This is a genomic window from Pseudomonas protegens, assembly GCF_003363755.1.
Taxonomy (GTDB): domain Bacteria; phylum Pseudomonadota; class Gammaproteobacteria; order Pseudomonadales; family Pseudomonadaceae; genus Aquipseudomonas; species Aquipseudomonas danubii.
In genome coordinates this window covers 2,160,521-2,178,725 of sequence record NZ_CP031396.1, presented here as the reverse complement: position 1 = coordinate 2,178,725, position 18,205 = coordinate 2,160,521, and the positions used below count along the sequence as shown (strand labels likewise).

Here is an 18,205-nt window from a genome sequence, read left to right as displayed (position 1 = left end):
ATCGGCTTTCACAGATTTGGCGACAAGTAAGGAGTCACGATGGCTATCAGCATGACAGAAGCGGCTGCTCAACACGTGCGACGCTCCCTCAATGGGCGCGGCAAGGGTGATGGGATTCGTCTGGGTGTTCGCACCACAGGCTGTTCCGGCCTTGCCTATGTGCTGGAGTTCGTCGACGAGATCGGCGAGGACGATCAGGTGTTCGAAAGTCACGGCGAGAAAGTGATCATCGACCCAAAGAGCCTGACCTATCTGGACGGCACCGAGCTTGATTTCGTCAAGGAAGGGTTGAACGAAGGCTTCAAGTTCAACAACCCCAACGTGCGCGGTGAATGTGGCTGCGGCGAAAGCTTCAACATCTGAGGCTTCTTGTGGGTACTCCTTGTCATTTCGCTTTATTTGAACTGCAACCGAGCTTCCGTCTGGATCTCGAGCAGTTGGCTGCGCGCTACCGTGAGTTGGCGCGTGGGGTTCATCCAGACCGTTTTGCCGATGCTTCCGAGCGCGAGCAACGTCTGGCCCTGGAGCAGTCGGCAAGCCTCAACGAGGCTTACCAGACCCTCAAGAGTCCGCCAAAGCGTGCTCGTTATCTTCTGGCCTTGAATGGCGGTGAGTTGCCGCTGGAAGTCACGGTGCATGATCCGGAGTTTCTTCTGCAGCAGATGCAATGGCGCGAAGAACTCGAAGACTTGCAGGACAGCGCCGACCTGGCTGGAGTGGCAGCATTCAAGCGTCGACTCAAGACTGCACAGGATGAACTGAACGAAAGCTTCGCAGCCTGTTGGGATGATGCAGCGCAACGCGAGCAGGCCGAACGCCTGATGCGGCGCATGCAGTTCCTCGACAAGCTCACCTACGAAGTGCGCCAGTTAGAAGAGCGCCTCGACGATTAACCCAGTGCCGCTCCGGTCGCACGCCTGATATACAGATAAGTCCAGATAAGCATGGCCCTACTGCAGATCGCCGAACCCGGCCAAAGTCCTCAACCGCACCAGCGTCGCCTGGCTGTGGGGATCGACTTGGGCACTACCAATTCGCTGGTCGCTGCCTTGCGCAGTGGTCTTTCCGAGCCTCTGGCTGACGCGCAGGGTCAGGTGATTCTGCCGTCGGCCGTGCGTTATCACGCCGACCGCGTCGAAGTGGGTGAATCCGCCCGCCTGGCTGCGTCCAGCGATCCCCTGAACACTGTGCTCTCGGTCAAACGCCTGATGGGGCGCGGCCTGTCCGACGTCAAGCAATTGGGTGAGCAACTGCCTTATCGCTTCGTTGATGGTGAGTCGCATATGCCGTTCATCGAGACCATCCAGGGGCCGAAAAGCCCGGTGGAGGTATCGGCTGAAGTGCTCAAGGTCTTGCGTCAGCGTGCTGAGGCGGCCCTGGGGGGCGAGCTGGTAGGTGCGGTGATTACCGTTCCGGCCTATTTCGATGATGCCCAGCGTCAAGCCACCAAGGATGCGGCCAAACTGGCTGGCCTGAATGTGCTGCGCCTGCTCAACGAGCCGACCGCAGCTGCCGTGGCTTACGGTCTGGATCAGCACGCCGAGGGTGTGGTGGCGATCTATGACCTGGGCGGCGGTACCTTCGATATTTCCATCCTGCGCCTGACCGGCGGTGTCTTCGAGGTGCTGGCTACTGGTGGCGATACGGCCCTGGGTGGCGACGACTTCGATCACGCCATTGCCGGCTGGATCATCGAGGGCGCGGGCCTGTCCGCCGACCTGGACCCAGGCACCCAGCGCAATCTGTTGCAAACCGCCTGTGCGGCCAAGGAAGCCCTGACCGGTGCTGCATCCGTGGAAGTGGTGCATGGCGATTGGCGCGCCGCCCTGACTCGCGAGGCCTTCGACGCCCTGATCGAGCCTATGGTTGCCCGCAGCCTCAAGGCCTGCCGTCGTGCCGTTCGCGACTCCAATGTCGAGCTGGACGAAGTGCAGGCAGTGGTCATGGTGGGCGGTTCGACCCGCGTGCCGCGTGTGCGTGAAGCGGTGGCTGAAATGTTTGGTCGCCAGCCGTTGACCGAGATCGATCCGGATCAAGTGGTGGCCATTGGTGCCGCGATCCAGGCCGATACCCTCGCGGGCAACAAGCGCGAAGGGGGTGAATTGCTGCTGCTGGACGTGATTCCGCTGTCGTTGGGGTTGGAAACCATGGGCGGGCTGATGGAGAAGGTGATTCCGCGTAACACCACCATCCCGGTTGCCCGTGCCCAGGACTTCACCACCTACAAGGATGGCCAGACGGCCATGATGATTCATGTGCTGCAGGGCGAGCGCGAGTTGATCAGTGACTGCCGCTCCCTGGCGCGCTTCGAGCTGCGTGGCATCCCGCCGATGGTGGCTGGTGCCGCGAAGATTCGCGTGACCTTCCAGGTCGACGCCGATGGCCTGCTCAGTGTCTCTGCCCGAGAGCTGGGTTCGGGTGTTGAAGCCAGCATTCAGGTCAAGCCGTCCTACGGCCTGACCGACGGCGAAATCGCCAAGATGCTCAAGGACTCCTTCCAGTACGCCGGTGACGACAAGGTGGCCCGCGTGCTGCGTGAGCAGCAGGTTGATGCCCAGCGCCTGATCGAGGCTGTGCAGGGCGCCCTGGATGCTGACGGTGACCGCCTGCTGGACGCTGAAGAGCGCATGGTCATCGAACTGCAGATGCAGGAGCTGAGTGAATTGATGCGTGGTACCGATGGTTACGCCATCGAGCAGCAGACCAAGCGTCTGTCGCAAGTGACCGATGCCTTTGCTGCCCGCCGCCTGGATTCGACGGTGAAAGCCGCGTTGGCGGGGCGCAACCTGAATGAAATCGAGGAATAACTGATGCCGCAGATCATTTTTCTGCCACACGCCGTGTTCTGCCCGGACGGTCTGGTTGTCGAGGTCGAGCCTGGTGTTTCGGTGCTCGACGTGGCCCACGACAACCACATCGAGATCGAGAGCGCCTGCGGCGGCGTCTGCGCCTGCACTACCTGCCACTGCATCATTCGTGAAGGGTTTGACTCGCTGAACGAAGCCGACGAGCTGGAAGAAGACTTGCTGGACAAGGCCTGGGGCCTGGAAGCACAGTCGCGCCTGTCGTGCCAGGCCATCGTTGGCGATGAAGACCTGACCGTTGAAATTCCCAAGTACTCACTCAACCATGCCGCCGAAGCGCCGCACTGATTCAAGGAGTCGTCATGAGTCTGAAGTGGGTTGATGTACTGGAAATCGCGATCCAGCTGGCTGATTCCAAGCCGGATGTGGATCCGCGTTATGTGAACTTTGTCGACTTGCACCAATGGGTTCTGGCACTGCCAGAGTTCAGCGACGATCCGGCTCGCGGAGGCGAGAAGGTTCTTGAAGCAATTCAGGCCGCCTGGATCGACGAAGCGGACTGAATCCGCGGGCTACGCAGTTAGGCAATCCCTATAAACCCGCGTATAATTCGCGGGTTTAATTTTTCGCTTTAATCACCGTTTCTGGAGTTACACCATGGCTGTTCAACGTACTTTCTCCATCATCAAGCCTGACGCTGTTGCAAAAAACGTTATCGGCAAGATCGTTTCCCGTTTTGAAGAAGCCGGCCTGCGCGTTGTAGCTTCGAAAATGAAGCAACTGTCCAAGGCTGAAGCTGAAGGCTTCTACGCTGAGCACAGCGAGCGTGGCTTCTTCGGCGAACTGGTTGCCTTCATGACTTCCGGCCCAGTTGTTGTTCAGGTTCTGGAAGGCGAAAACGCCATTGCTCGCAACCGTGAGCTGATGGGCGCTACCAACCCTAAAGAAGCTGCTGCCGGCACCATCCGTGCTGACTTCGCCGAGTCCATCGACGCCAACGCCGTTCACGGTTCGGACTCCGAAGCTGCCGCTGCTCGCGAAATCGCTTACTTCTTCGCAGCTACTGAAGTAACCGCTCGCTGAGTAAGGCTGGCGAGTGAGGGGTGAGACCATGACTACATCGATCGGCAAAACTAACCTGTTGGGGTTGACTCAACCGGAAATGGAGAAATTCTTCGACTCAATCGGGGAGAAGCGTTTCCGTGCCGGTCAGGTAATGAAATGGATTCACCACTTTGGCGTCGATGATTTCGACGCCATGACGAATGTCGGCAAGGCTTTGCGCGAGAAGCTCAAGGCCGTTGCCGAGATTCGCGGTCCGGAAGTGGTCAGCGAGGACATCTCCAGCGACGGCACCCGCAAATGGGTGGTGCGCGTGGCGTCCGGCAGCTGCGTCGAGACCGTGTACATTCCCCAGGGCAAGCGCGGCACTCTGTGCGTTTCGTCCCAGGCAGGCTGTGCCCTGGATTGCAGTTTCTGCTCCACCGGCAAGCAAGGCTTCAATAGCAACCTCACCGCCGCCGAAGTCATCGGCCAGGTGTGGATTGCCAACAAATCCTTTGGCAGCGTCCCGGCAACCGTCGACCGTGCCATCACCAACGTGGTGATGATGGGCATGGGTGAGCCGCTGCTGAACTTCGACAACGTCATCGCCGCCATGCACCTGATGATGGACGACCTGGGCTACGGCATTTCCAAGCGCCGTGTGACCCTGTCCACCTCCGGCGTGGTGCCGATGATCGATGAGCTGGCCAAGCACATCGACGTGTCCCTGGCGTTGTCCCTGCACGCACCCAACGATGCGCTGCGCAACCAGTTGGTGCCGATCAACAAGAAGTACCCGCTGAAGATGCTCCTGGAGTCCTGCCAGCGCTACATGTCCTCCCTGGGCGAGAAGCGCGTGCTGACCATCGAGTACACCCTGCTCAAGGACGTCAACGACAAGCTGGAACACGCGGTTGAGATGATCGAGTTGCTCAAGGACATTCCTTGCAAGATCAACCTGATCCCGTTCAACCCGTTCCCTCATTCCGGTTACGAGCGTCCGAGCAACAACGCCATTCGTCGTTTCCAGGACCAACTGCATCATGCCGGTTTCAATGTCACCGTGCGTACGACTCGCGGTGAAGACATCGATGCCGCCTGCGGTCAGTTGGTCGGGCAGGTGCTGGACCGCACCCGCCGTAGCGAACGCTATATCGCCGTGCGTGAGCTGAGCGCCGACGCCGATATGCCGCAAAGCGCCGCGACCCGTACCTGAGAGAGGATCTCCATGACCCTGCGCTTCGCGCTGCTCCTGCTTGTTGCCAGTCTCTGTGCTGGCTGTGTTCTGTCGGGTGATTCCAGTCCGATGAACACCAGCAAGGGCCGTGATGAGGCGCGCGAGGCCTACGTACAGCTGGGCCTGGGGTATCTGCAGCAGGGGATGAGCGAAAGGGCCAAGGTGCCGTTGAAAAAGGCCCTGGAGCTGGCGCCTGCCGATGCTGATGCCAACGCCGCTCTGGCGCTGGTGTTCCAGGCCGAGATGGAGCCTGCGCTGGCCGATGAGCACTTTCGCCAAGCCCTGGCGGCCCGTCCGGACAGTGCGCGTATCCTCAACAACTACGGCAGCTTCCTGTTCGAAGAAAAACGTTACAAAGAGGCTTATCAGCGCTTCGAGCAGGCCGCTGCTGATACTCTGTACCCCGAGCGTTCCCGGGTGTTCGAAAACCTCGGTATGACCGCTTCCAAGCTGGGCCAGCGTGAGCTGGCCCAACTGCAACTGGAAAAAGCCCTGCGCCTGAATCACCAACAGCCCCGCGCATTGCTGGAAATGGCTGAGTTGTCTTACGAAGACAGGCATTATGTGCCCGCGCGCGACTATTACGATCGTTTTAGCCTGCTCGGCGAGCAAAATGCACGTAGTCTATTGCTCGGCGTTCGGCTGGCAACGGTGTTCGAAGATCGCGACAAGGCCGCCAGTTACGGCCTGCAACTAAAACGACTTTATCCCGGTACGCCGGAATATCAGCAATACCTGTCGGAGCAATGATGAAAGCGGCGCATCCCGAAGTTCAAGCAGTGACTCGCGTAAACCCCGGTGAGACCCTGCGTCAGGCCCGCGAAAGCAATGGTTGGTCGCTGGCTGAAGTGGCCCACAAGCTCAACCTCACCGTGAGCTCCCTGAGCAATCTGGAAGCCGGCGCGTTCGACAAACTGCCAGGGCATACCTTTGCTCGGGGCTATATCCGTGCCTACGCCAAATTGCTGGGCATGGACCAGGCCATCCTGGTACAGGAATTCGATCAATACACCGGTACCGACTCCCAAGGCAGCAGCGTTCATGCCCTGGGTCGTATCGAAGAGCCGGTACGGGTTTCCCACACCATCCTGCGCATCGTCAGCTTGCTGCTGTTGGTGGCCGTGGTGGGTGGCGGTTTCATCTGGTGGCAGGATCAGTCCTCCTTGCGCGGCAAGGAGCCGATCTCCTTGAGTCCCGAGCACGTTGAGGTTGAGGGTGCCGACGGCACCACGCAGATCCATCCAATCGACGAACCGGAAGACCAGGCCGTCGCCGAAGGTCAGAGCGAAGCCCAGGACAACGCCGCGCAAACTCAGAGCCTGGCTGCCGCTGAGGCGCCTGCCAATCCAGTGGCGCCTGCAACGTCGGCTCCGATTGCGACCCCTGCGACTCCGACCGCTCCTGCGCATGCTGCCCCGGCTGTTGCGCCGGTTGTCAGCGCACCTGCAGTTCAGGCGCCGGTTCCGGCTGTCGTACCCGCTACGCCAGCGAATCCTGCCACTGCAGCGGCGCCTACCTCTCCGGTTGCCGGGGCGGGCCAGGTGCAGATCCAGTTCAGTGCCGATTGCTGGGCCCAGGTCATCGATGGCAATGGCAAGATTCTGCTCAGTGCCCTGAAGCGCAAGGGTGAAACGGTCGATGTTAGCGGCAAGCCGCCATTTGCCGTACGTCTGGGGTATGCCCGTGGCGCACAAATTTCTTACAACGGTCAGGCGGTGGATATCGCCCCGTTCACCAGTGGCGAGACCGCTCGCCTGAAGTTAGGTCAATAAGTCATGCACGGCGAATCTCCAATCAAACGTCGCGAGTCCCGCAAGATCTGGGTCGGCTCGGTACCGGTCGGTGGCGATGCCCCGATTGCGGTGCAGAGCATGACCAACAGCGACACCAACGACGTGGCCGCAACCGTCGCCCAGATCAACCGCCTTGAAGCTGCCGGTGTCGACATCGTGCGGGTCTCGGTGCCGGACATGGACGCCGCCGAAGCGTTCGGCCGCATCAAGCAGCAGGTCAAGGTGCCGCTGGTGGCCGACATTCACTTCGACTACAAGATCGCCCTGCGCGTAGCTGAGCTGGGTGTGGATTGCCTGCGGATCAACCCCGGCAACATCGGTCGCGAAGACCGGGTGCGTGCGGTGGTGGATGCCGCCCGTGACCGCGGAATTCCGATCCGTATCGGGGTCAACGCCGGCTCCCTGGAAAAAGATCTGCAGAAAAAGTACGGCGAACCGACTCCAGCAGCGCTGGTTGAGTCGGCACTGCGCCACGTCGAGCACCTTGAACGCCTGAATTTCCAGGACTTCAAGGTCAGCGTGAAGGCGTCCGACGTGTTTATGGCCGTCGAAGCCTATCGCTTGCTGGCCAAGGAAATCATCCAGCCTCTGCACCTGGGGATCACCGAAGCCGGCGGATTGCGTTCAGGCACGGTGAAATCCGCCGTCGGCCTCGGTATGCTGCTGGCCGAAGGCATTGGCGATACCATTCGCATCTCGTTGGCGGCCGACCCGGTCGAGGAAGTGAAGGTCGGCTACGACATTCTCAAGTCCCTGCACCTGCGTTCCCGTGGCATCAACTTCATCGCTTGCCCGAGCTGCTCGCGGCAGAATTTCGATGTGGTGAAAACCATGAACGAACTGGAAGGGCGCCTGGAAGACTTGCTGGTGCCGTTGGATGTCGCGGTGATCGGTTGTGTGGTCAACGGCCCGGGTGAAGCCAAAGAGGCGCATATCGGCCTGACCGGTGGTACTCCGAATCTGATCTACATCGACGGCAAGCCTGCACAGAAACTGACCAATGACAATCTGGTGGACGAGCTTGAAAAGCTGATCCGGCAGAAGGCGGCCGAAAAGGTCGAAGCCGACGCAGCGCTTATCGCTCGCGGCTAACCGAACGTATTTAAGGATTTTTTGTGAGCAAGTCTCTGCAAGCCATTCGTGGCATGAATGACATCCTGCCCGAGCAGACCCCCCTGTGGCGTTATTTCGAGGGCACTGTGGCGCGTCTGCTGGATAACTACGGTTACAAGCAGATCCGCATGCCGATCGTCGAGTTCACCGAGCTGTTCAAGCGCTCCATTGGCGAAGTGACCGACATCGTCGAAAAAGAGATGTACACCTTCGAAGACCGCAACGGTGATTCCCTGACCCTGCGTCCGGAAGGCACTGCGGCGTGCGTCCGCGCTGTACTCGAGCACGGCATCACTGGCGGTGGCCAGGTGCAGAAGCTCTGGTACATCGGCCCGATGTTCCGTCACGAGCGCCCTCAGAAAGGCCGTTATCGCCAGTTCCACCAGATTGGTTGCGAGGTTTTCAACCTCGACGGTCCGGACATTGATGCTGAACTGATCGTGCTGACCTGGCGCCTGTGGGGCGAGCTGGGCATCCGTGATGCGGTCAAGCTCGAACTCAACAGCCTGGGCACTGCTGAGGCCCGCGCACGTTATCGCGACGCGCTGGTGGCGTTCCTGTCGGCGCGCATGGACAAGCTGGACGAAGACAGCCAGCGTCGCCTGAAGACCAACCCTCTGCGCGTGCTCGATACCAAGAATCCGGACACTCAAGCCGTACTGGTGGACGCGCCCAAGCTGGCCGACTACCTGGATGAAGAGTCCCGTGTGCACTTCGAGGGGCTCAAGGCCCGTCTGGACGCCGCGGGTATCCCTTATGTGATCAACCCGAAGCTGGTGCGCGGGCTGGATTACTACAGCAAGACCGTTTTCGAATGGGTCACCGACAAACTCGGCGCCCAGGGTACTGTGTGTGCCGGCGGCCGTTACGACGGTCTGGTCGAGCAAATGGGTGGCAAACCTACACCGGGTGTTGGCTTCGCCATGGGGATCGAACGCCTGGTGCTGCTGCTGGAAACCCTGGAGCAGATCCCGCAAGAAATCTCGCGCCAGGTCGACGTTTACCTCTGCGCCTTCGGGGAGGCTGCCGAACTGGCCGCACTGGCGCTGAGTGAGCGCGTTCGAGACCAATTGCCGAACCTGCGTCTGCAGATCAATGCCGGTGCCGGCAGCTTCAAGAGCCAATTCAAGAAGGCCGACAAGAGCGGTGCGCTGTACGCGCTGATCCTTGGTGACGACGAACTGGCCCAGCAAGTGGTAGGTTTCAAACCCCTGCGTGGCCAGGGTGAACAACAAAGCATTGCCTGGGATGCGCTCGCCGCGCACCTGGCCACCTGCATCGTGCAGGGTTGAAGCTGTCAAACAGCCGATTTAGCGAATAAGGAGTATTGGGGTGTCGAGTACCGAAGATGAACAGCTGGCGGAATTGAAAGACTGGTGGCAGCGCAACGGCAAACCCCTGGTGACTGGCGGCCTGCTGGCCTTGGTTATCGTGTTCGGCTGGCAGGCCTGGCACAAGTATCAGAACAATCAGTCGCAAGGTGCTTCGGTGCTCTATCAGCAACTGCTGGAAACCACCCTGACGCCAGATGGCAAGCCTGACGCCGCCCGGGTTGCAGACCTGGCCGGCAAGCTCAACAGCGAGTTCGGCGGTACTGCCTACGCGCAATACGGCAACCTGTTCGTGGCCAAGGTAGCCGTGGACACCGGCAAGCTGGACGACGCAGCGGCGCAGCTCAAAGCAGTGCTCGACAAGCCGGCGAGCCCGGCTCTGGGTGAAGTGGCGCGCCAGCGTCTGGCCCAGGTGCTGGCGGCGCAGAACAAGGCTGACGAGGCCTTGAAGCTGCTCGAGGGTGATGCCGACAAGGCGTTCCTGGCGACTCGCGAAGAACTCAAGGGTGATCTGCTGGTCCAGTTGGGCCGTGTGGATGAGGCCCATGCGGCATACCAAAAAGCCAAGGCGGCGCTCTCGGATGAGGCGGCGGTCGGTGGCTTACAAATCAAGCTGGACGACCTGGCCAAAGGGGATGCATGACGTGATCCGTTGGAAACATGCAGCATTGCTGGCTCTGGCCTTGTTGGCCGCGGGTTGCAGCAGCAACAGCAAGAAAGAACTGCCGCCGGCTGAACTGGTCGACTTCAAAGAAGAAGTGGTCCTGCAGAAGCAGTGGAGCCGTTCGATCGGTGACGGTCAGGGCGAAACCTACAACATGCTGGTGCCGGCGATCGATGGTGACACCATCTATGCCGCCGACGTCACTGGCGTTGTGGTTTCCATGGATCGCATGAATGGCGACGTCAAATGGAAGAAAGATCTCGAACTGCCTGTTTCCGGCGCCGTCGGCGTGGGTTACGGCCTGGTCATGATCGGCACTCTGAAAGGCGAAGTGGTTGCCCTGGATGCTTCCAGCGGTGAAGAGAAGTGGCGCTCCCGGGTCACCAGTGAAGTGCTGGCTCCGCCGGCGACCAACGGTGACGTGGTCGTGGTCCAGACTCAGGATGACCGGGTGATTGGCCTCGATGCCAGCACCGGCAACCAGCTCTGGCTCTACGACAGCACTCCAGCGGTACTGACCCTGCGGGGCACCAGTGCGCCGTTGGCCACCAACCGTCTGGCCCTGGCCGGTCTCTCCACTGGCAAGGTGGTGGCGCTGGATATCCGCAACGGCGTGCCGGTGTGGGAGCAGCGTGTCGCTATTCCACAAGGCCGTTCCGAGCTGGATCGGGTAGTGGACATCGACGGCGGCTTGCTGCTGTCCGGCGGTACCCTGTACGTCGCCAGCTATCAGGGACGTGTGGTTGCCCTGGACCTGGAGAGCGGTCGTCCGCTGTGGCAGCGTGACGCTTCCAGCTATGCCGGTGTGGCGCAAGGTTTTGGCAGCGTCTATGTCAGCCTGTCGTCGGGCACCGTGGAAGGCGTGGACGAGCGTTCGACTACGGCCCTGTGGAGCAACGACTCCTTGGCCCGTCGTCAACTGTCGGCCCCGGAAGTCTTCTCCAGCTACGTAGCGGTGGGCGACCTGGAAGGTTACCTGCACCTGCTGAGTCAGGTGGACGGTCGTTTCGTCGGCCGTACCCGCATCGATAGCGACGGCCTGCGCGCTCGTCCGCTGGTGGTGGGCGACATGATTTATGTGTATGGCAACAGCGGCAAACTGGAAGCCCTGACCATCAAGTAATGGTTTGACTATGCTTGGGGTTGATTCCCCAAGCGGCCTTGTCTCGACAAGGTTCGCAGCACTTCAAGGTGCTGCCCCGAGCACCAGCCGCTGCCTCGCAGCGGCTTTTGTATTTTCGCAATTAACGCAGTGGAGAGCCGCATGGTTCCCGTAATCGCCCTGGTGGGCCGACCTAACGTCGGCAAGTCCACCTTGTTCAACCGCCTGACTCGGACTCGCGACGCCATTGTTGGCGACCTGTCCGGTCTGACCCGTGATCGCCAATACGGTGAGGCCAAGTGGCAAGGGCGTACCTATATTCTGATCGACACCGGTGGTATTTCCGGTGACGAACATGGCATGGATGAAAAGATGGCCGAGCAGTCGCTGCTGGCCATCGAAGAAGCTGATGTGGTGTTGTTCCTGGTGGACGCCAAGGCCGGGTTTACCGCGGCCGACCAGATGATTGGCGAACACCTGCGCAAACGTAACAAGACCTCCTATGTGATCGCCAACAAGGTCGACAACATCGACCCGGACATGGCCCGCGCCGAGTTCGCGCCACTGGGTATGGGCGACGCGATTCCAATCGCTGGTGCTCATGGCCGCGGCATCACCCAGATGCTGGAAATCGCCCTGAGCGAGTTCCCCAAGGATGACGCCGACGAGCCGGAAGAAGGCGAGGAAGAAATCGTCGCCGAAGGCGAGGAAGCCAAGCGCATTCCTGGTCCGAGCGAGAAAGACGGGATCAAGATCGCCATCATCGGCCGCCCCAACGTGGGTAAATCCACGCTGGTCAACCGCATGCTTGGTGAAGACCGGGTCATCGTCTACGACCAGCCCGGTACCACCCGCGACAGTATCTACATCCCGTTCGAGCGTAACGACGAGAAGTACACGCTGATCGACACCGCCGGTGTGCGCAAGCGCGGCAAGATCCACGAGGAAGTTGAAAAGTTCTCGGTGGTCAAAACCCTGCAAGCGATCAAAGACGCCAACGTGGTGATCTTTGTCATGGACGCCCGGGAAGGGGTGGTGGACCACGACTTGAACCTGCTGGGCTTCGCCCTGGAAGCCGGTCGGGCCCTGGTGATCGCCCTGAACAAGTGGGACGGCATGCAGCCAAGCGAGCGCGACTATGTGAAGACCGAGCTGCAGCGCCGGTTGTTCTTCGTCGACTTCGCCGATATCCACTTCATCTCGGCCTTGCACGGAACCGGCGTGGGCAACCTCTACCAGTCGGTGCAGAACTCCTTCAAGTCGGCGGTGACCCGCTGGCCGACCAGCCGCCTGACGCAGATTCTCGAAGACGCCGTTGGCGAGCACGCGCCGCCCATGGTCAACAACCGTCGGATCAAGCTGCGCTACGCCCACTTGGGTGGTGCCAACCCGCCGCTGATCGTGATCCACGGCAACCAGGTGGAGAAGGTGCCCAAGTCCTACGTGCGTTATCTGGAAAACACCTACCGTCGTGTACTGAAGTTGGTGGGCACGCCAATTCGCATCGAGTTCAAGGGTGGCGAGAACCCGTACGAGGGCAACAAGAACACGCTCACCGACCGCCAGGTCAACAAGAAGCGTCGCTTGATGTCGCACCACAAGAAGGCCGACAAGAAGCGCCGCGACAAGCGCTGAGCGACCGGGATTTGTGTGGGTAAGAGGGCGCTTTATGCGCCCTTTTTCATGCCCGGTGTTTGGGCTATTCTCGGGACCTCCCGCGCCGTCGTAGAGCCGGGTGTTCAGCAGGGAATCCTCATGATCACCAGTAAGCTGCCGAATGTCGGCACCACCATCTTCACGCAGATGTCCCAGCTCGCGGTTGAAACCGGAGCGCTCAATCTGTCCCAAGGCTTCCCTGATTTCGAGGGTCCCCAAGCCTTGCGTGACGCGGTTGGACGGCATATCGCCAATGGCCACAACCAATACGCCCCCATGACCGGATTGCCGGTCTTGCGCCAACAGGTGGCGGCTAAAATCGCTCGCAGCTATGGCGTCGAGGTCAATGCCGACAGCGAAGTGACCATCACCCCGGGCGCCACCCAGGCCATTTTCTGTGCCATCCAGGCGGTGATTCAGCGCGGTGACGAGGTCATCGTTTTCGATCCCTGTTACGACAGTTATGAGCCTGCAGTGGAACTGGCCGGCGGCCGTTGTGTGCATGTGCAACTGGGCCTTGATGACTTTGCCATCGACTGGCAGAAACTTGGCGAAGCCCTGAGTCCGCGTACACGGATGATCATTCTCAACACGCCGCACAACCCCAGTGGAGCCTTGATCAGCCGTGCCGAACTGGATCAACTGGCAGCGCTGATCCGTGATCGCGACATCTACCTGGTCAGCGATGAGGTTTATGAGCATCTGGTGTTTGACGGTGTCCCCCATGTCAGCGTTTTGGCCCACGAGGAGCTGTATCCGCGGGCTTTCGTCGTCAGCTCCTTCGGCAAGACCTATCACGTGACCGGCTGGAAGACCGGTTATGTCGTAGCGCCACCGGCCTTGAGCGCCGAGCTGCGCAAGGTGCATCAATATGTCAGCTTCTGCGGCGTGACCCCTTTGCAGTACGCTCTGGCGGACTTCATGGCCGAATGCCCGGAACATGTCGAGCAGCTACCGGCCTTCTACCAGGCCAAGCGTGATCTGTTCTGCGACTTGCTGAGCCCTTCGCGCTTCAGCTTTACCCGGGTGGCCGGCACCTACTTTCAACTGGTGGACTATTCGCAGATTCGTCCAGACTTGAATGACGTCGACATGGCAACCTGGATGACCCGCGAACACGGCGTGGCAGCCATTCCGGTGTCGGTGTTCTATCAGCAGCCGCCCCAGGGGCAGCGTCTGGTACGTCTGTGTTTTGCCAAGCGCGAGGAGACGCTGCGTCAGGCAGCGGAGAAGCTATGCGTGATCTGAGTGCGTTACCCGATCTGAATCTGGCATTGATCCAGACCACCCTGGCCTGGCATGACCGCCAGGCCAATTTCGAGCATTTCGAGCAGTTGCTGGAGCAGGCCCGCGGTGCGGATCTGATCATCCTCCCGGAAATGTTCACCACCGGTTTCTCCATGGAGTCCAGCACCCTGGCTGAGGCGGAGAACGGCCCCACCAGCAAATGGCTGCGCTGCCAGGCGAAGAAGCTCGATGCGGTGATCACTGGCAGTGTGATCATCCAGGCGGCGGACGGCAGCCATCGCAACCGCCTGTTGTGGGCGCGTCCCGACGGTGAAGTCTGGCATTACGACAAGCGCCACCTGTTCCGCATGGCCGGCGAGCACAATCACTTCACCCCAGGTGAGCGCCAGGTACAGTTCGAACTCAAGGGGTGGCGGATTCGTCCGCTGATCTGCTACGACCTGCGTTTTCCGGTGTGGAGCCGCGATGCCCAGGACACTGATCTGCTGCTGTACACCGCCAACTGGCCCGGGGCTCGGCGGCTGCACTGGAACCGCTTGTTGCCGGCCCGAGCCATTGAAAACCTGTGTTATGTCGCTGCGGTGAACCGGGTAGGTACCGACGGCAAGGGCTTTGCGTATACCGGTGACAGCCAGGTGTTGGACTACCAGGGCGAGACCCTGCTCAGTGCCGGTGAGGCGGATGGGGTGTTCCAGGTACGTTTGAGCGCCGGCGAGTTGGCGGCCTATCGAGCACGCTTTCCCGCGAATCTCGACGCCGATACCTTCATGTTCACCTAGAAGGATTGGGCGCGGCAGCACACTTTTTTACAGGTTGCCGATATCAAGCTTCAGGGATGAAAGCCGATAGGACGGGCATTCAGGAGGAATCACTCATGACCACCATCAATGCCAATGTCGTCAATCCTTACCCGCTGTCCGCGCCGAAAGCCAAGATGGGGGAAGCCGAAGACACCAGCACCAGCCCGCTGGCGCCAGTGGCTGAAAACAAGGACGCCGAAGACCAGGAGCTGCGAGTCAACTCTGCGGATGCCAGTATCGATGCGGTGAAAGGCGGAGGCGATCCGGTCAAGCAGTTGCAGAAGCAGATCGAACAGACCCAGAAGATCCTGGCACAGCAACAGGCGCAATTGGCCGGTGTCGAGAAGGGGCAGGCCAGCGATGAGCAGAAAGTCCAGCAAGTGATGGAGATCCAGACCCAGATCGCCGTAACCAACAGCACCTTGCAAGTGTTGCAGGCAGCCTTGTTGCAGGCCATGTTCAGCGTCGATGTGCATGCCTGAGTTAGCTCAAGGCCAGATACAAAAAGGCCCCGAGGAGCAGAACTCCCCGGGGCCTTTTTTATCAGGGCTGCTTAAGCGGCCTTGGCTTCCTGCTCGCTCAGGGAGCGGTTCAGGGCACTGAACAGCGCCTTGAAGCTGGCAGTGGTGATGTTTTCGTCGATACCAACACCGTGGACCGCACGTTCACCGTTGACCCGCAGTTCGATGTAGGCCGCCGCCTTGGCGTTGGTGCCCGCACCAATGGCGTGTTCGTTGTAGTCCATGATCTCTACAGGAATCGGCAGACCGGCCACCAGGGCTTCCAGGGCGCCATTGCCCTTGCCGCGCCAGCTCAGGTTGGTTTCGCCCTGGCCCTTGCTCGACACTTCCACTTCCACGGCGCTGTGGCCGTTTTCTTCCTGCAGGCGATGGCTGACCAGCGCGTACGGAGTGTTGGCCTGCAAGTATTCGCTGTGCAACAGCGCGTGGATTTGCTGGGCGGTCATCTCCAGACCCAGGCGGTCGGTTTCACGTTGCACCACCTGGCTGAACTCGATCTGCATGCGGCGCGGCAAGCTGATGCCGTATTCCTGTTCCAGCAGGTAGGCGATACCGCCTTTGCCCGACTGACTGTTGACGCGGATGACCGCCTCGTAGCTGCGACCGATGTCGGCCGGGTCGATCGGCAAGTACGGCACTTCCCACAAGCCGTCGGCTTTCTGCTGGGCGAAGCCCTTGCGGATCGCGTCCTGGTGGGAGCCGGAGAAGGCGGTGTGGACCAGGTCACCGACATATGGGTGACGTGGGTGCACGGCAATCTGGTTGCACTCTTCCACCACTTTGCGTACGCCGTCGATATCGGAAAAGTCCAGCTCCGGATCGACGCCCTGGGTATAGAGGTTCAAGGCCACGGTGACCAGGTCGACGTTGCCGGTACGTTCGCCGTTGCCGAACAGGCAGCCTTCGACACGGTCGGCGCCCGCCATCAGGCCCAACTCGGTGGCGGCTACGCCAGTGCCACGGTCGTTGTGGGTGTGCAGGCTGATGAGCACGCTGTCACGACGGTTGATGTGGCGGCAGAACCACTCGATCTGGTCGGCATAGATATTGGGTGTCGCCACTTCAACGGTGGCCGGCAGGTTGAGGATCACCTTGTTGGTCGGCGTCGCGTTCCAGACTTCCACCACGGCGTCGCAGACTTCCTTGGCGAACTCCAGTTCGGTGGCGCTGAAGGTTTCTGGGGAGTATTCGAACTGCCATTGGGTTTCCGGCTGCTGGGCGGCGTATTTGACGAACAGCTTGGCCGCGTTCACCGCGATTTCTTTCACACCGGCCTTGTCCTGGTTGAAGACAATGCGGCGGAACGAAGGGCTGGTGGCGTTGTACAGGTGGACGATGGCTTTCTTGGCACCACGCAAGGATTCGAAGGTGCGGGCGATCAGGTCTTCACGGGCCTGGGTCAGCACCTGGATGGTGGTGTCGTCCGGGATGTGGCCGCCTTCGATCAGGGTGCGCACGAAGTCGAAGTCGGTTTGCGAGGCGGCAGGGAACGAAGCCTCGATCTCTTTTACGCCAACGGCCACCAGGGTCTTCCAGAAACGCAGCTTCTTGACCGCATCCATCGGCTCGATCAGCGACTGGTTGCCATCACGCAAGTCCGAGCTGCACCAGATCGGCGCGCGGGTGATGGTTTTCGACGGCCAGGTGCGGTCCGGCAAGTTGATGGTCGGGAACGCGCGGTACTTGGAGGAGGGGTCTTTGAGCATGGTCATGGAGAAATCCTTATGGTCCGGGCCGAAAAGAGGCGGCCTGCCGGTGAGTCAAGAGTGCAGTGTTGACGCAGGGGGATGAGGCACCGCGATTCAGCCTGGCAGTCGTGCGCTGACGAGGCAGAGGCTCCGGTGTTGACGACGCTGAATGAGGGTGTGAGAGGTTTTCATGTGCTCAACCCTAACCACTGAGGTGAGAGATGGCAAGCAGTCGAAAAAAATTGAGAGGAATACTCGAAATCGAATCTATATCGAGATTTTATGCTGCCTATTCTTTGAAAGAATACTAACGATTGCGCAGTCGTGATGGGCTGCGCAATTCTCAGGGGAGGCCGGCTTGCCGGCGACGAGGGCTCGGGATCAGGGCTGAAACGCCCCGATGAAGATTGCCGGATCGACCCGGGCATCGTTCAGGCTGATATTCCAGTGCATGTGTGGGCCGGTAGCGCGTCCGGTCGCCCCCACCTTGCCGACGACTGCCCCGCGAGCCAGGGACTGACCCACCTTCACGTCAATCTTCGACATGTGGCAGAACATGCTGATAAAGCCCTGGCCGTGGTCGACGAACACCGTGTTGCCATTGAAAAAGTAGTTGCCGGTCAGGATCACCTTGCCGGCTGCCGGAGTCTTGATCGGTGTGCCTGCCGGCACTGCGAAGTCCAGGCCGGCGTGGGGATTGCGCTCCTCGCCGTTGAAGAACCGGCGCACTCCGAACTTGCTCGACAGCGGCCCGTTCACTGGCTTGTCCAGCAGCAGATTGCTCGGGGTGTTGGGGCTGAAACTGCGATAGGCACGGAGTTGCTCTGCCAGTTCTCCATCGATGCGTTTCAGGTCTGCCGGGTTTGGATTGACCTGGCGCTGGTTCTTCAGGGTGATGTGCTGCTCGGGGTATTTTTTACTGCCCACCACGAAGTTCAGGCTGCGGTTGCCGGCGCTGATCTGCTGGGTGCCTGGCTTGACCGTCAACGGGATACCGACAATGGCCAGCCAGTTGTTCTGCTCCTTCACCACCAGCACGGGTTTACCCTGGTAGCTGACCTTGGGCGCCTGGGCTGCGCTGCCCAGGTCCACCACCGCCACGCCACCAGGCACGGGTTTGTTCAACAGGCGAGTGATGTAGCTGTCGGCGTTGGCGTTGAAGGCCAGGCACAGCAACAGCAGGGAAGTGAGAAAGCGCGGCATG

At 60.3% G+C, this 18,205-nt stretch carries 19 protein-coding genes; 17 read left to right on the top strand and 2 right to left on the bottom strand.

Features of this window, described 5'->3' with window-relative positions:
- The first annotated feature begins 39 nt into the window (after window positions 1–39).
- The 17 genes from iscA to DWF74_RS09410 all read left to right on the top strand — a co-directional run bounded on the left by iscA (window position 40) and on the right by DWF74_RS09410 (window position 15,274).
- On the top strand, window positions 40–363 hold the full coding sequence (gene iscA, locus DWF74_RS09490; protein ID WP_007929524.1) for an iron-sulfur cluster assembly protein IscA: 324 nt from the start codon (window positions 40–42) through the stop codon (window positions 361–363).
- An 8-nt stretch (window positions 364–371) separates the two neighbouring features.
- Window positions 372–893, top strand: coding sequence for a co-chaperone HscB (hscB, locus tag DWF74_RS09485; protein WP_011063215.1), 522 nt, complete (start codon window positions 372–374; stop codon window positions 891–893).
- 51 nt (window positions 894–944) lie between these two features.
- Complete coding sequence (gene hscA, locus DWF74_RS09480; protein WP_115580828.1) at window positions 945–2,807, top strand: Fe-S protein assembly chaperone HscA; 1,863 nt, start codon at window positions 945–947, stop codon at window positions 2,805–2,807.
- Window positions 2,808–2,810: 3 nt separating this feature from the next.
- Window positions 2,811–3,152 (top strand): ISC system 2Fe-2S type ferredoxin, encoded by a 342-nt coding sequence (gene fdx, locus DWF74_RS09475; RefSeq protein WP_025129554.1) that lies wholly within the window; start codon window positions 2,811–2,813, stop codon window positions 3,150–3,152.
- A 14-nt stretch (window positions 3,153–3,166) separates the two neighbouring features.
- The gene (gene iscX, locus DWF74_RS09470; protein ID WP_102860397.1) at window positions 3,167–3,367 is read left to right on the top strand and encodes a Fe-S cluster assembly protein IscX; all 201 of its coding nucleotides are present in this window, start codon (window positions 3,167–3,169) and stop codon (window positions 3,365–3,367) included.
- Window positions 3,368–3,461: 94 nt separating this feature from the next.
- Window positions 3,462–3,887, top strand: a complete 426-nt coding sequence (gene ndk / locus DWF74_RS09465) for a nucleoside-diphosphate kinase (RefSeq protein ID WP_025129556.1) — start codon at window positions 3,462–3,464, stop codon at window positions 3,885–3,887.
- 28 nt (window positions 3,888–3,915) lie between these two features.
- On the top strand, window positions 3,916–5,064 hold the full coding sequence (gene rlmN, locus DWF74_RS09460; RefSeq protein ID WP_102860398.1) for a 23S rRNA (adenine(2503)-C(2))-methyltransferase RlmN: 1,149 nt from the start codon (window positions 3,916–3,918) through the stop codon (window positions 5,062–5,064).
- A 12-nt stretch (window positions 5,065–5,076) separates the two neighbouring features.
- On the top strand, window positions 5,077–5,835 hold the full coding sequence (gene pilW / locus DWF74_RS09455) for a type IV pilus biogenesis/stability protein PilW (protein ID WP_102860399.1): 759 nt from the start codon (window positions 5,077–5,079) through the stop codon (window positions 5,833–5,835).
- Entirely contained in the window at window positions 5,835–6,857 is a 1,023-nt protein-coding gene (locus tag DWF74_RS09450; protein WP_102860400.1) for a RodZ domain-containing protein, read from the top strand. Before pilW ends, DWF74_RS09450 begins: the two co-directional genes overlap by 1 nt.
- Before the next feature lie 3 nt (window positions 6,858–6,860).
- Complete coding sequence (ispG, locus tag DWF74_RS09445) at window positions 6,861–7,970, top strand: flavodoxin-dependent (E)-4-hydroxy-3-methylbut-2-enyl-diphosphate synthase (RefSeq protein ID WP_016968333.1); 1,110 nt, start codon at window positions 6,861–6,863, stop codon at window positions 7,968–7,970.
- Between the two features lie 23 nt (window positions 7,971–7,993).
- Window positions 7,994–9,283 carry a histidine--tRNA ligase gene (gene hisS, locus DWF74_RS09440; protein ID WP_102860401.1) on the top strand — a complete coding sequence of 430 codons (1,290 nt, stop codon included), beginning with the start codon at window positions 7,994–7,996 and terminating at the stop codon, window positions 9,281–9,283.
- Between the two features lie 40 nt (window positions 9,284–9,323).
- Window positions 9,324–9,965 carry a tetratricopeptide repeat protein gene (locus DWF74_RS09435; protein ID WP_102860402.1) on the top strand — a complete coding sequence of 214 codons (642 nt, stop codon included), beginning with the start codon at window positions 9,324–9,326 and terminating at the stop codon, window positions 9,963–9,965.
- Window positions 9,958–11,109 carry an outer membrane protein assembly factor BamB gene (gene bamB, locus DWF74_RS09430; RefSeq protein ID WP_102860403.1) on the top strand — a complete coding sequence of 384 codons (1,152 nt, stop codon included), beginning with the start codon at window positions 9,958–9,960 and terminating at the stop codon, window positions 11,107–11,109. The genes DWF74_RS09435 and bamB overlap by 8 nt, the downstream gene beginning before the upstream one ends.
- Window positions 11,110–11,250: 141 nt before the next feature.
- Entirely contained in the window at window positions 11,251–12,723 is a 1,473-nt protein-coding gene (gene der / locus DWF74_RS09425) for a ribosome biogenesis GTPase Der (protein WP_011063203.1), read from the top strand.
- 120 nt (window positions 12,724–12,843) lie between these two features.
- Window positions 12,844–13,992: a pyridoxal phosphate-dependent aminotransferase gene (locus DWF74_RS09420; protein ID WP_115580827.1), complete on the top strand. Its 1,149-nt coding sequence runs from the start codon at window positions 12,844–12,846 to the stop codon at window positions 13,990–13,992.
- Window positions 13,980–14,771 carry an amidohydrolase gene (locus DWF74_RS09415; protein WP_115580826.1) on the top strand — a complete coding sequence of 264 codons (792 nt, stop codon included), beginning with the start codon at window positions 13,980–13,982 and terminating at the stop codon, window positions 14,769–14,771. The genes DWF74_RS09420 and DWF74_RS09415 overlap by 13 nt, the downstream gene beginning before the upstream one ends.
- Window positions 14,772–14,866: 95 nt before the next feature.
- A complete protein-coding gene (locus tag DWF74_RS09410) occupies window positions 14,867–15,274 on the top strand; it encodes a hypothetical protein (RefSeq protein WP_115580825.1) in 408 nt (135 codons plus the stop codon).
- A gap of 71 nt (window positions 15,275–15,345) precedes the next feature.
- On the opposite strand, the gene leuA is transcribed toward DWF74_RS09410, so the two are convergent.
- Complete coding sequence (leuA, locus tag DWF74_RS09405; protein ID WP_102860407.1) at window positions 15,346–17,025, bottom strand: 2-isopropylmalate synthase; 1,680 nt, start codon at window positions 17,023–17,025, stop codon at window positions 15,346–15,348.
- A 357-nt stretch (window positions 17,026–17,382) separates the two neighbouring features.
- Window positions 17,383–18,204, bottom strand: coding sequence for a M23 family metallopeptidase (locus DWF74_RS09400; RefSeq protein ID WP_102860408.1), 822 nt, complete (start codon window positions 18,202–18,204; stop codon window positions 17,383–17,385).
- Window position 18,205: the final 1 nt, after the last annotated feature.

Bases quoted from the DNA above. Each gene is read 5' to 3' on its own strand.
- iscA (WP_007929524.1), top strand. From the start codon at position 40: ATGGCTATCAGCATGACAGAAGCGGCTGCTCAACACGTGCGACGCTCC.
- hscA (WP_115580828.1), top strand. From the start codon at position 945: ATGGCCCTACTGCAGATCGCCGAACCCGGCCAAAGTCCTCAACCGCAC.
- fdx (WP_025129554.1), top strand. From the start codon at position 2,811: ATGCCGCAGATCATTTTTCTGCCACACGCCGTGTTCTGCCCGGACGGT.
- iscX (WP_102860397.1), top strand. From the start codon at position 3,167: ATGAGTCTGAAGTGGGTTGATGTACTGGAAATCGCGATCCAGCTGGCT.
- ndk (WP_025129556.1), top strand. From the start codon at position 3,462: ATGGCTGTTCAACGTACTTTCTCCATCATCAAGCCTGACGCTGTTGCA.
- rlmN (WP_102860398.1), top strand. From the start codon at position 3,916: ATGACTACATCGATCGGCAAAACTAACCTGTTGGGGTTGACTCAACCG.
- pilW (WP_102860399.1), top strand. From the start codon at position 5,077: ATGACCCTGCGCTTCGCGCTGCTCCTGCTTGTTGCCAGTCTCTGTGCT.
- DWF74_RS09450 (WP_102860400.1), top strand. From the start codon at position 5,835: ATGAAAGCGGCGCATCCCGAAGTTCAAGCAGTGACTCGCGTAAACCCC.
- ispG (WP_016968333.1), top strand. From the start codon at position 6,861: ATGCACGGCGAATCTCCAATCAAACGTCGCGAGTCCCGCAAGATCTGG.
- bamB (WP_102860403.1), top strand. From the start codon at position 9,958: ATGCATGACGTGATCCGTTGGAAACATGCAGCATTGCTGGCTCTGGCC.
- der (WP_011063203.1), top strand. From the start codon at position 11,251: ATGGTTCCCGTAATCGCCCTGGTGGGCCGACCTAACGTCGGCAAGTCC.
- DWF74_RS09420 (WP_115580827.1), top strand. From the start codon at position 12,844: ATGATCACCAGTAAGCTGCCGAATGTCGGCACCACCATCTTCACGCAG.
- DWF74_RS09415 (WP_115580826.1), top strand. From the start codon at position 13,980: ATGCGTGATCTGAGTGCGTTACCCGATCTGAATCTGGCATTGATCCAG.
- DWF74_RS09410 (WP_115580825.1), top strand. From the start codon at position 14,867: ATGACCACCATCAATGCCAATGTCGTCAATCCTTACCCGCTGTCCGCG.
- leuA (WP_102860407.1), bottom strand. From the start codon at position 17,025: ATGACCATGCTCAAAGACCCCTCCTCCAAGTACCGCGCGTTCCCGACC.
- DWF74_RS09400 (WP_102860408.1), bottom strand. From the start codon at position 18,204: ATGCCGCGCTTTCTCACTTCCCTGCTGTTGCTGTGCCTGGCCTTCAAC.